General features: G+C 59.4%; 11 protein-coding genes. 4 read left to right on the top strand and 7 right to left on the bottom strand.

The annotated features are described in order from the left end of the window. Window positions 1–41: 41 nt before the first annotated feature. From Q1A75_RS22545 to Q1A75_RS22520, 6 genes are all read right to left on the bottom strand, one after another. Window positions 42–1,166 carry a hypothetical protein gene (locus Q1A75_RS22545; protein ID WP_299555935.1) on the bottom strand — a complete coding sequence of 375 codons (1,125 nt, stop codon included), beginning with the start codon at window positions 1,164–1,166 and terminating at the stop codon, window positions 42–44. A gap of 188 nt (window positions 1,167–1,354) precedes the next feature. Beyond that, the gene (locus Q1A75_RS22540; RefSeq protein ID WP_299555933.1) at window positions 1,355–1,723 is read right to left on the bottom strand and encodes a DUF2237 domain-containing protein; all 369 of its coding nucleotides are present in this window, start codon (window positions 1,721–1,723) and stop codon (window positions 1,355–1,357) included. A gap of 3 nt (window positions 1,724–1,726) precedes the next feature. Then, window positions 1,727–2,893: a serine hydrolase gene (locus Q1A75_RS22535; protein ID WP_299555931.1), complete on the bottom strand. Its 1,167-nt coding sequence runs from the start codon at window positions 2,891–2,893 to the stop codon at window positions 1,727–1,729. Between the two features lie 63 nt (window positions 2,894–2,956). After that, window positions 2,957–3,991, bottom strand: a complete 1,035-nt coding sequence (locus Q1A75_RS22530; protein WP_299555929.1) for a DUF2332 family protein — start codon at window positions 3,989–3,991, stop codon at window positions 2,957–2,959. Further along, the gene (gene pth / locus Q1A75_RS22525) at window positions 3,988–4,671 is read right to left on the bottom strand and encodes an aminoacyl-tRNA hydrolase (RefSeq protein ID WP_299555926.1); all 684 of its coding nucleotides are present in this window, start codon (window positions 4,669–4,671) and stop codon (window positions 3,988–3,990) included. Before pth ends, Q1A75_RS22530 begins: the two co-directional genes overlap by 4 nt. A 365-nt stretch (window positions 4,672–5,036) precedes the next feature. Beyond that, a complete protein-coding gene (locus tag Q1A75_RS22520) occupies window positions 5,037–5,684 on the bottom strand; it encodes a 50S ribosomal protein L25/general stress protein Ctc (RefSeq protein WP_299202045.1) in 648 nt (215 codons plus the stop codon). A gap of 148 nt (window positions 5,685–5,832) precedes the next feature. Here Q1A75_RS22520 and Q1A75_RS22515 point away from each other — a divergent pair, with 148 nt between their 5' ends. After that, window positions 5,833–7,005: an MFS transporter gene (locus Q1A75_RS22515; RefSeq protein ID WP_299555924.1), complete on the top strand. Its 1,173-nt coding sequence runs from the start codon at window positions 5,833–5,835 to the stop codon at window positions 7,003–7,005. A gap of 63 nt (window positions 7,006–7,068) precedes the next feature. On the opposite strand, the gene Q1A75_RS22510 is transcribed toward Q1A75_RS22515, so the two are convergent. Then, window positions 7,069–8,232, bottom strand: coding sequence for an alpha-hydroxy acid oxidase (locus Q1A75_RS22510; RefSeq protein WP_299555922.1), 1,164 nt, complete (start codon window positions 8,230–8,232; stop codon window positions 7,069–7,071). Between the two features lie 159 nt (window positions 8,233–8,391). Here Q1A75_RS22510 and Q1A75_RS22505 point away from each other — a divergent pair, with 159 nt between their 5' ends. From Q1A75_RS22505 to trmB, 3 genes are all read left to right on the top strand, one after another. Then, window positions 8,392–9,537, top strand: coding sequence for a twin-arginine translocation pathway signal protein (locus Q1A75_RS22505; RefSeq protein WP_299555920.1), 1,146 nt, complete (start codon window positions 8,392–8,394; stop codon window positions 9,535–9,537). Further along, the gene (locus Q1A75_RS22500) at window positions 9,530–9,976 is read left to right on the top strand and encodes a MarR family transcriptional regulator (RefSeq protein WP_299555918.1); all 447 of its coding nucleotides are present in this window, start codon (window positions 9,530–9,532) and stop codon (window positions 9,974–9,976) included. The genes Q1A75_RS22505 and Q1A75_RS22500 overlap by 8 nt, the downstream gene beginning before the upstream one ends. Window positions 9,977–10,048: 72 nt before the next feature. Next, window positions 10,049–10,747: a tRNA (guanosine(46)-N7)-methyltransferase TrmB gene (trmB, locus tag Q1A75_RS22495; protein WP_299555916.1), complete on the top strand. Its 699-nt coding sequence runs from the start codon at window positions 10,049–10,051 to the stop codon at window positions 10,745–10,747. Window positions 10,748–11,023 lie beyond the last annotated feature (276 nt).

Genomic DNA, 11,023 nt, shown 5'->3' with positions numbered 1-11,023 from the left:
CGCCACCAATGCCCCCCAAAGTCGAGAGAACACTGGATCAATCATCGCAGATCGATGCAGAAGTCATAAGACAAGCCAAGAACATAGGCATCGTCGCCATGATGACCCGTTGAGATAAAGAACAGATTGATGTCTTCGACCCATGTGTTGTCACGCCGTTGATCAGACAGATCCGCAATGATCACGAGGCTGTCCCGATCGAAGTCGTCATAGAATTCGGATCGAGTAATGGTGTTGAAAGCATTGAGGTAATTGTGATCAAGATGGGCCGTCCAGGCCAGTAGGTTGATTGGCGCCGCCCCTGCCGAAAAGACAGGCGTGTCATACAGATCATTGAACAGCACGATGTTGTTGGTGCTGAATTCATAGTCGTTTGAGTTGCCAAGAAGCTGCGGCACTCCGTCGACAATTGCCCCGCCGATGGGATCGTTTTCCAGGTCGAACGTGAACACTTCGGCACCGTTTGAAAGCACCGAGGCACCATCTTCGACAACGTAGTGGGACGCCGCCCCGACATAGTTGGCGTCGACAAAAAAGCCGTTCAGAAAACTGTGGCTTGTTTCGGCAAGGTTGATGGTTGCGCCACCACCAAGCGAGTGGCCCGTCACCAATATATCCTCTGCCGTCAGACCATTGGCGACAGCCAGATCGCGGATGGCGGCCAATACATCCGAGAACGCTTCTTGCGTATAATTCGGATTTGCACTCAGGAACTCGAGATAATCGAGAACGTCGCCGGTTGTGTCCCCCAAAAGATCGTCAATTGGGCCGGACGTGCCGCGGATGACAAATCCAATCTCGATCAGGTTGCCCGCATCGTCGTACTTACCAAGCACATCGGCCTGAGCATTCTTGAACTGCGGTGTCGCACCTGAAAACGTGTTGAACGCATCGGTTCGGTTGCTAGACAGCCCCAGATCGCTTGCAGTCAGCACCGTCCAGCCTGCGGCCGTGACATTGGCCAGTGCAATATCGTTGCGCTCCTGGCTGTCCGCTTTGAAAAGCGTTTCAACGCCTGTTGCTGCCACGCTTAGGGGCGAGTAGCCGTCTTCAAGGTACCGGTCGCGCTCCCCCGCGAACAGGCCGTGATATGCATATTCGATCAGGGCCAGTGAATCCTGAACGGTTTCGCGGCCATCTTGGCCTCGATAGTCAAATAGTCCCATTTTTCCTCCTCAGTGTGCTGAGTTTTGACACACATCGGAAGTGTCGAGGGAGGGTGCAAATTTCGTCAATGGCGGGAACTGGCGGACCTCAGGTCAACCTTGGCGTTACGTTACGTTACATTTTCCCGTACAGCGAGAATATGAGTGTCCTTGAAATTGAGCGTGGACCTCTGTTCCAAGCGTGACGATCAGATCCCATGTTGCTGCAAAACGCGCAGCGGCACGACATCCAAGGCACGTTTGTGCGTCGCGGCAAGGCTTACGTTGGGCGCACATCCTTCGTCATGCGCCTGCAAGAAGCGGGAAGCGCACAGGCACCAACTGTCACCCGGTTTGAGACCAGCAAAGCGATACTCGGGCCGGGGCGTGCTGAGGTCATTGCCAACATATTTAGAGTAGGCAAGGAATTCGGCCGTCATGACCGCACATACAGTGTGGCTGCCCTGATCCTCGGCGCAGGTGTTGCAATGCCCGTCCCTGAAAAAACCGGTAACTGGATCTATGCCGCAGACCTGAAGATCAGTGCCCAGCACGTTGACGCTGTCGTCCGGTTTCATCTCTTACTCCGTAGCGTTCACGATCTCTCGAAACATATTTATGTTTTCGTCATTTACACCGGTTTCCCGGAATTGTCGGTCGGCTGCGGTGGTTACGATCACGACACCTGCTCTTTGATCGATATAGAGGTATTGGCCATAAATACCACGTCCCATGAATTGACCGTCGGTCGCGCCCACGGGGATCCACCATTGGTATCCATAGCCTACGCGTCCCGGTTGCGTGGGGGCACTGGCTTTCGTGGACGTTTCAATCCAATCCATAGGTACTATTTGTTGCCCCCGCCACATGCCGTCTTGCAGGATCATCTGCCCAAAACGGGCGTAATCCCGTGTGGTGATGTTGAGGCCTCCGAGCACGAAGGCGACTCCAACACCGTCCGTCAGATAGAGCGGCGACCGGTCGAGGCCGAGCGGGCCAATCAGCTTTTCCGCCATCAGGTCGGGGATATCGCGCCCCGTGGCCCCGCGTGCGACCATCCCCACAACATGGGTGTCGATCGAGGTGTACTGCCAAGCCTTGCCCGGCTGGACGAAGGTTTCGGTCAGCCCGGCTGCGAAGTCATCCATCTTGCCGCCCAAAGCGAGAACACGGCCCATCCGGTTGATATCGCTGTCATAATTCAGGTAGTCCTCGTCAAATGTGACGCCGCTCGTCATTTGCAAGACATTACGGATCGTGGCGCCATCATAGGCTCCACCTTTGAGCATGGGTGCGTAGTCTGTGACCGGGGCATCCAGTGATGTGATCGCACCTTCATCAACCAGAATGCCGAACAGGGCTGAGAGATAGCTTTTTGCGACGGACCAGCTGATCCGCTGGTCATCGGGTTTCGTGCCTTGGTAGTATGCCTCGTGCACGATTTGACCGTCTTTGAGCACCAGCGTCGATGTGACTGTCCTGTCGGTGACCCAGGTTTCATAGGTGTTGGGCATATCCATGGCCGCGCCCACGAGCAACGGGCTGACTGGTCCCGAGCCGTTGGAGATTTCTCTATGGAGAAATGCCCCGTCCATGTTGGAGAAATTCGACACGATCCGATCTTCGTTGAATAACGAGTTGACCGCGAGCAATCGCGTGATCTCCTCTCGCTTCCAAAAACCAACCAACGCAACCGCAATAATCAACGCAATGATTGCACGGAATATCCATTTTAAAACAATTCGCATCTTTATCCTCCACCCTGCGCATTTATTCACAGGGCCGCATCGTCAGGCAATTGTGCCCCGGCGTCAGCCTGTCCAATTGATCCAGCGACCGTGAAAGTCGGCACGACCGAGGTTCAGGGTGACGTCACCGGGCCAGAGTCGCAAGGTCAGGGCCGCTCCAATCGCGCCAGTGGTGTCACCATCGGTCTCCATTTGCATCCAGGCCAGAGGTGTTTCCGGCGTTGCACGCGCGCCGGCGGCTTTGATTAATTCTGTGCCATGATCCTGTTTTTCCTTGGGAAAATACTGCCAAGCCACTGTGTGCTGGATCATGTGCATATGCCCCTCGGGTGCAGAGGCAAGGCGCGCTTCCAACCAATCGATGGCGTCCCCCTTGTCCACTTGTGCAGATAGGACCGACATGGCTGCGCGCGTTAGCTCCACGCGATGTGGCTGGTCTGCCCAAAGATAGGAAAGCAGGCGCAAGGTGTCAGTTTCATCTTTGAGATTCAACGGATTGAGGTCCACGCCTGACCTGTCCAAAATCTGTGGATAACTTGTTGGCGGCGTTGAACCTGACCACTCAGGTTTCAGCGTCAGAACAGCATCTTGCGGGCCGAAGCGGTCTCCGTTTGCTTCGAGTGCGAAATGGTCCCACATCAGGTTCAAACCACCGCTGGCACCCAGCTCTGACAAAACGATGGGGCGATCAAAGTAGGACGTCGCCACCTGTGCCATTGCGATCAGCGCCGCGCTGCGCCGGACTTCGTTTGTCTGGGGCGCGCTCAAGGTCCAGTCGAGAAAGAACTCCTCGTTTGTTTTCAGGGCATTAACGACGACTGTCTCAAGGGTTGCATCATCTGCGGTATTCGGAGGATAGGCGGCCACGAGGGCGGGGTCCTTGGCCTGCAGCACAAGTGCGTGCAGACCGCCTCCGATCCGTAGAGGCAGGGAATGGCCGGCAGGGCCAATATCCCCCTGATATTCCTCCATTTTCTGACCCAATGCGCTGGTTGCGTCCCATCGATCGGCAAGGATTTTCAACACACGTCCCATGAGGGGGGAGCCCATACGGGTGCAGGTTTCGGATTGATCGAGGAAGGCTTGGGTCAACGTCATGAAAAACGGTCCATCAGTTTCTGAAGGGCGGATCGTGTGTCTGCCTCCTTGGTTTTAACATCCTCTGAAGTCTTTGTTTTCTCTGATTTTTTCCTGCCTGAGCCCGATCTTGGTGGGGCGGTACGCAAGGCAACTGCGTTCATGAATTTCGCCCCATCCCCGGTCGCAAGATGTGGTGCACCATCCGAACAGCCGCGGATCACATCATCAAGCCATGCCTCATCCGCCTTGGGGAAGTCACGCAGTACGTAGCCTGGCACTGCATCCTTGTGGCCTGGATGACCGACGCCCAAACGGACACGGGCATAATCGGCACCGATATGGGCGTGGACGGAACGCAGCCCGTTGTGACCTGCGTGACCACCGCCCACCTTCCAACGCACCTTGCCGGGGGCGAGGTCAATTTCATCATGTAAAACAATGACATCCTCGGCGTCCAGCTTGTAGAACCGCATCGCGGCCCCCACGCTGTCACCCGACTTGTTCATGTGGGTTTCCGGCTTCAGAAGGACCGCCCGGTCGGACCCGAAACGGCCTTCGGACACCACGCCCTGATGCTTGGATTTCCACGCCGGGAAGCCGTGATCCGAGGCAATCCGGTCCAGAACCATGAACCCGATATTGTGTCGGTTCCGGGCATATTTCGCGCCTGGGTTTCCCAGTCCGACGATGAGTTTCATTGTGGTCCTCGCTTGATGTTGCAGCGCAGCATAGGGAAGGGGGCATGGGTGGTCCAGCCAAGTCTAAACGCACCGTGCGATGGGGGTTTAAGCGGCGTGGCGAATGAAACTGCACAGTTTCACGCTGAAACTGCGATATTCGGCCGGTCTGAAATCCCCGGTTTTCGCGTGGTCTTCCGCAAGCTGCACAATTTCGCCACCATACCGCGTACATTGCCCATCTCATGGCCGTTAACGCATTGGTAAGCATTAACCTTTGTGCCAGGCGGTTCACATTTTGTTAAAGACCGGTGGTCTGATCCCAAAACAAAAGGGCCGCCCCGATCAGGAGCGGCCCTCGTAACGTTGGTCCTTGTCAGGACGCTTTATTCTTCACCACCCTCTTCAGTGGTGGCCTCTTCGGCTTCGTCCTCAGCACCTTCTTCGTTCTCGGAAGACCGCAGGCCGGACGGCGCGGTGATCGTCGCGATCACAAAGTCACGGTCGATGGTCGGTTTGGCGCCTGCGGGCAGTGTCACCGACGAGATGGTGATGCTGTCGCCGACTTCGGCTTCGCTGACGTCGATGCTGATGCTTTCAGGGATATCGCCGGCTGTCACAACCAGTTCCACCTCGGGGCGGACCAGCGACAGCACGCCGCCTTTTTTCAGACCGGGCGAGACCTCTTCACCTTCCACATCAACGCCGATGAACAGGTTGATCTTGGTGGTGCGGCGCAGGCGCATGAAGTCCACGTGCGTCGGCAGGTCCTTGACCACGTCGCGCTGCACGTCGCGGCAGATGACGCGCACGTCGTCGTGCCCGTCGACCTTCATGTTGAACAGGGTCGACTTGAAGCGACCGGCTTTCAGCATTTTCAGCAGCTTGTTGAAGGGCAGATTGATCGGCAGCGGATCGTTGTCACCACCAAAAACAATCCCTGGAACCATGCCGTCGCGGCGGGCCTGACGAGCGGCGCCCTTGCCTGTCCCCGTACGTTCCAGGGCTTCGAGATCAGGAATCTCTCCAGCCATAGTATTTCTCCAAAGTTAGGGCAGGGTGCCTCCAAGGCTGTCACCCCGCGTGAAGGCTGCGTCTTAGACCGGTTCCCGCCGCTTGAAAAGATGCAAAATGCGCAGTCTTGGGCTGGACCATGGCAGCGGCCCGTGTCACCGCTTGGTCATGCGGATATTGAGCGATCTCTTTGCGTCTCGCCGCGCTTTGGCGGGCTTTGTTGTCGTGGGCTTTGGCTGGGCCGCGTTTTCGGCGCAGATGCCTGTGATCAAGGCGCAGGTGGGTGTGGGCGACGGGGCCTGGGGTACGCTGATCCTGATCGGGTCGACCGGTGCCTTGATGGCGATGTGGCTGGCGCCGTTGTTCTATCGTCTGTTCGGGCGGTGGGCGATGATCGCGGGGGCGGCCTGCATGGTGGCGGGGTTCGTGCTGGCTGGTGCTGCGCACACGCCCATTGCCATCGGCATCGCGCTTTTCTTTGCGGCCGGTGGTTCCGGCATCGCAGATGTGCTGGCCAATGCCGAGGTCAGCGAGGCCGAGGCGGACACGGGCCGCAGTCTGATGAACCTGAACCACGGCTTGTTTTCGGTTGCTTATGCGGTGGCCGCGATCGGGGTTGGGATTGCGCGTGAGGGCGGGTTTGGCCCCGTCGCGGTTTTCGCTGCCATGGGCTTGGCCGTCGCCGTTCTTTTCCCATGGATGGTGCTGCCCATGCGCACGCAGGCCGAGGAAGACGCGCAGGACGCGACAGGCATGCCTCGCGCCCTTGTGTGGGTCGGCGGACTTGTGGTTCTGGCGGCCTTCCTGGGTGAGGCGGCCTCCGAAGGCTGGTCGGCGCTACATGTCGAACGCACGCTGGGCGGCGGCCCGGCAGAGGGCGCGATGGGCCCGGCCTTGCTGGCGATTGGCATGGCTGTTGGCCGCCTTGGCGGGCATGTGTTCGGGGCAGGTTGGCCGCCACTGCGCGTCATGATGCTGGCGTCCTGCATCGCAGGCTTCGGGCTTGCGCTGGCGGGCATGGCACCGGGGTTGAGCACGGCCTACCTTGGCTTCCTGCTGGGGGGCTTGGGCGTGTCGGTTGTTGGCCCATTGGCGCTTGGCCTTGTGGGGCAGGCCGTGCGTCCAAAATATCGTCTGGCGGCGATCAGCCAGGCGGCGGCACTGGGATATGCGGCGTTCTTCCTGGGCCCGGTCATCATGGGCTTCGTCGCCGAAGGGTTTGGCCTGCGTGTATCCTTCTATGTCATCGCGGGCATCATGTTTGCGGTCGCGGCCATCCTGTTGCCTGCATGGAACCGGATGCTGACGACGCGCACCAGGTCCATGTCTTCTTCTGGCTGAAAATACCTCGGGGTCTGGGGCAGAGCCCCAGCCGGTCGCCGCAGCGCACTGCGGCGAAACCCCTTACTGCCAGCGCCCTTCGAAATCTTCGGGCACCAGCAGGTTGTGCCGCCCGAGATTGGCCACGTTTGTCTCGCCACACAGGGCCATTGTCGTGTCCAGCTCGCGATGAATCACGTTCAGTGCTTCCGTCACGCCAGCCTGCCCCATGGCGCCCAGCCCATAGACAAAGGCGCGGCCGATATAGGTGCCTTTTGCACCCATCGCCAACGCCTTGAGCACGTCCTGACCGGAGCGGATCCCGCTGTCGAGATGCACTTCGATCTGATCGCCCACGGCGTCCAGGATCGAGGGCAGGGCGCGGATGGAGGACAGCGCACCATCAAGTTGCCGCCCGCCGTGGTTTGACACGATGATGGCGTCTGCACCGACCTTGAGCGCCATTTTCGCGTCATCCGCATCCAGAATACCCTTGAGGATGACCTTGCCGCCCCATTGCTCTTTCAGCTTGGCGACCTTGTCCCAATCGAGGGTCGGGTCGAACTGCTCTGCCGTCCACGCGCCCAGGGATGAGGCATCGCTGATCCCGTCCACGTGTCCTACGATGTTGCCGAACTCGCGCCGTTTGGCTGACAGCATTTCAATGCCCCAAGCCCATTTTGTGGCGAGGTTCGCAAGTGTCCTGGCCGTCAGCTTGGGCGGGGCGGAGAGGCCGTTTTTCAGATCCTTGTGCCGCTGTCCGAGGATCTGCAGATCGAGCGTGATGACGAGGGCCGAACAGTTCGCATCCTTGGCCCGCTGGATCAGGCGGCTGACATAGTCCTGATCCTTCATCGTATAAAGCTGGAACCAGAAGGGGGCGTTGGTGAAGCCTGCCACATCCTCGATCGAGTTGATGGACATCGTCGAGAGGGTGAAGGGGACACCGAATTTCTCTGCCGCCCGCGCCGCCTTCATCTCTCCATCCGCGTGCTGCATGCCGGTGAGGCCCACGGGGGCGAGAGCCACGGGCATCGCGACGTCCTGCCCGATCATCTGGGAAGCGGTGCTGCGCCCGGACATGTCGACCGCCACGCGCTGGCGCAGGCGGATGTCATCAAAGTCGGAGGAATTGTCGCGGAATGTCTGTTCGGTCCAGCTGCCGGATTCGCAGTAATCGTAGAACATGCGGGGCACGCGGCGTTCATAGAGGCGCTTGAGATCTTCGATATTGGTGATAACGGGCATGGCGAACCTTCGGTATTGGTTAGGTTTGCTTACCAATTTGGTACATTCCAGACAAGAGATGATGTGGCCTTCAGGGTTATAGTACGAAATGGCACTTGGTTTGTGCGATATCGTATTATATCAGCTGTGTAGTTCGAAATCGTACCAATGGAGATTCCGATGCCCTTATCCCGTCGTAAAACGCTTGCCCTGATTGGAGGTGGATCGATCCTCGCCGCCTCTGGTGCCGGGGCGTTTGCCGTGACCCGCACGCCGCAGACCGCACTGAAACCGTGGTCGCTTGCAGGCACCTATGCCGAGCCCCGAATGCGGGCGCTGTCCTATGCCATCCTCGCCCCGAACCCGCACAACCGGCAGCCCTGGCAAGTTGATCTGCGCACCGAAGGCGAGGTGACGCTGCGTGTCGATACGGATCGCCTGTTGCCCCATACCGACCCGTTCAGCCGTCAGATTGTGGTGGGTCTGGGCTGTTTTCTGGAGCTGATGGTGCTGGCCGCGGCGCAGGATGGGATTGGGGTGGAGCTGGATGTCTTCCCCGATGGAGAGGGCACGACCGCGCTGGACAATCGCCGGGTGGCCGTGGCGCGGCTCACGCCTGGCGCGGCAGAGCCGTCGCCTTTGTTTACGCATGTGATGGACCGGCGATCGTTGAAAGAGCCATATGACAAGGAGCGGCCCGTGGCGCAGGAGGTGTTGCAGAGCATCATGGCGCCCGTCATCCGGGGGTCGGGCGTTGAGACCAGCAATGATCCGGACCGCGTTGCGGCCCTGCGCCTGCTGACCGCCCGCGCCTTTGACATCGAGTTCGAGACGCCGCGCACTTACAAGGAAAGCGTGGACCTGTTCCGGATCGGGCATCGCGAGGTGGATGCGAACCCGGATGGCATCGACTTTTCCGGGCCGCAATTCGAGGCCCTGCGTCTGGCTGGTCTGTTCAGTCGCGAGGCGGCGATGGACCGGGATGGGCTGTCTTACAGGCAGGGGCTTGAGATGGTGAAGGCCACGGCGATGACCGGCATGGCCTATGTCTGGTTGACGACGGCGGACAACAGCCGTGCCGATCAGATCACGGCGGGGCGCGATTGGTTGCGCCTGAACCTTGCCACCACAGCCGCCGGGTTGGGCATGCAGCCGATGAGCCAGGCGTTGCAGGAATTCCCGGAGATGGCTGCCCTTTACGATGAAGCGCATGGGATGCTGGCGCAGGGGGGCGAAACCGTGCAAATGTTGGGGCGATTGGGCTATGGCGCGGCTGTGCCGCAAAGCCCGCGTTGGGATTTGGAAAGCAAGATCGTGCATGCATGACACTGACCCGTCGGTCTTTTTCGAAGTGTTCAACGAGATCGGCATCATTGAACAGTTGAGCCGCGCCATTTTGGAGGCGCGGCTTCCGCATGGGCTGATTGCTCCGCATTTTTCCGTGTTGAACCACCTTATCCGTGTATCGGACGGGCGCACGCCGATGGAAATGGCGCGTGCCTTTCAAGTGCCCAAGACGTCCATGACCCACACTTTGAAGGGGCTGGAGGCGCATGGTTTGGTGGAAACGCGGCCCAATCCCGAGGATGGGCGGTCAAAGCGCGTGTGGTTGACGCAGGCGGGCCGCGATCTGCGCGCCGAGGTGATTGCTGCCCTTGGACCTGACTTTGCAAAGCTGGCCCAAGAGTTTGACGTGGCGCGGTTGGTCGAGATCCGACCGGTGTTGAGCGATCTGCGCGCCTATTTGGACGCCGCACGCGATTGACGTCGGGGTGGCGTAGGACACCTGCGCCTTACGCCATTGCCCCGGCGCGGGTGGCGCGATACATGCGCGCCCATGACAGAACGCCCACACCGCAACTTCTATGGACGTCTGAAGGGCAAGGCCCTGAAGGACAGTCAGAAACGTTATCTGGATGAGGACCTTGCCGCCTTGTCCCCGGGGCCCGTGTCCTGGGAAGACAATCCTGCGCGTGATCCGCTTGATCTGGATGCGCGGTTTGGGGGAAAGCCCGTCTGGCTTGAGGTTGGCTTTGGCGGCGGCGAACATCTTGTGCATCAGGCTGCTCAGAACCCGGATGTGGGCATCATTGGCGCGGAGCCGTACATCAACGGTGTCGCGATGCTGCTGGGCAAGATCCGCCGGGCCGGGGTGGACAATCTGGCGGTGCATCCCGGAGATGCGCGGGACTTGATGGATGTGCTGCCCGAGGCGTCGATTGACCGGGCCTTTCTGCTTTATCCCGATCCGTGGCCCAAGGCGCGCCATCATCGCCGCCGTTTCGTGACGCCGGAGCATCTGGACCCCTTGGCCCGCCTGTTGAAGCCCGGGGCGATCTTTCGTGTGGCCACGGATATTCCCGATTATGTGCGCCAGACGTTGGAAGAGGTGCCCAAGGCCGGTTTTGAATGGCTGGCCGAGCGTCCTGACGATTGGCGGGCGCCCTGGGACGACTGGATCAGCACGCGCTATGAGCAGAAGGCGCTGCGTGAGGGGCGGGTGCCGCATTATCTGACCTTTCGGCGGGTTTCCTAGGGAGATCTTGGGGGCTCTGCCCCCTGCGCGTTCCGCGCTCCCCCGAGGTTATGCGTAGAGCATTGCCTCCATTTTCCTCTCTGAGAAGATGAGGGTGGTCGGTTTCCCTGATGGCCATCGGGGAAGCTGGTGGCGGGCGGGCCTCCCCGAGGAATGACCCGATCTGCGGTCGCAAAATATCTTGCCACCCGTCACATTAGTCCGGCCATCCGAACGGTAGAGGGGCCTTCGCGGCCGAGCATAATCAAGGATGAAGACAAAGATATGAGCAGCAAC

Source organism: uncultured Tateyamaria sp., assembly GCF_947504105.1.
In the GTDB taxonomy this organism is placed as follows: Bacteria; Pseudomonadota; Alphaproteobacteria; order Rhodobacterales; family Rhodobacteraceae; genus Tateyamaria.
This window is presented reverse-complemented; position numbering and strand designations above follow the sequence as displayed.